This is a genomic window from Kroppenstedtia guangzhouensis (assembly GCF_014637345.1).
Taxonomy (GTDB): Bacteria; Bacillota; Bacilli; order Thermoactinomycetales; family DSM-45169; genus Kroppenstedtia; species Kroppenstedtia guangzhouensis.
Map to the genome: position 1 here is coordinate 1 of NZ_BMEX01000080.1, position 576 is coordinate 576.

Sequence of the window (576 nt, forward strand, 5' to 3'; positions counted from 1 at the left end):
ATCAAAGCCACCCATCCATATGCGCGGCTTGCGCCGCCTCCTCAAACTTCCCTTGCTGGCAGAGGGCGATAATTTCCTCTGCCTTTTCGACTACTCCCATGAAACCATCGGTAGCCAAGTGCGCCACCAATTCGACAGGTGTCATGCCTTTCACAGCCTCACGAATCCATTCTGCATGGTTTTGCATCCTCAATTCCTCCTTAGCGGTAGGTCGCCACCCATATTCATGGGCCGGGTCTCGCGGCACCCGGCGGGCCGTGTCAAAATCAAATATCCAGTTCGATCGCCGGGTCTTCCCCGATGGACTCTCTTGCATCCCGGATCAGTTGGCCGGTAGCATGTCCGGAAACCTCGACATCCTCCAACGTGTCATAAATGTAATATTCCGTCGTCGTGCGTTCACCTTGCCAGTGCGACCAATCCTTGACGAATAGGAGGAACTTCCTCTTTTTCGTCAGGTACAGCGTGCAGTCGACCCCTCTGGTATCGTTACCCTGGAGTTGCCTAGTGAAGGCAATCTCCTTTCCGGTGAAACGGATTTTTTGTAAATCTGGGGTATCGCCCATCACCCCAGAT

2 protein-coding genes are annotated in these 576 nt (G+C 53.6%); both read right to left on the minus strand.

Going from position 1 to position 576, the window contains the following annotated elements:
- Position 1 precedes the first annotated feature (1 nt).
- Positions 2-187 carry a hypothetical protein gene (locus IEV46_RS17885; RefSeq protein ID WP_188433986.1) on the minus strand — a complete coding sequence of 62 codons (186 nt, stop codon included), beginning with the start codon at positions 185-187 and terminating at the stop codon, positions 2-4.
- A 79-nt stretch (positions 188-266) separates the two neighbouring features.
- Positions 267-576 (minus strand): hypothetical protein (locus tag IEV46_RS17890; protein WP_188433988.1); only part of this gene is annotated, 310 nt, incomplete at its 5' end.

What these genes read in the sequence shown, in the direction of transcription:
- IEV46_RS17885 (WP_188433986.1), bottom strand. Translation starts at nt 187, where the DNA reads ATGCAAAACCATGCAGAATGGATTCGTGAGGCTGTGAAAGGCATGACA.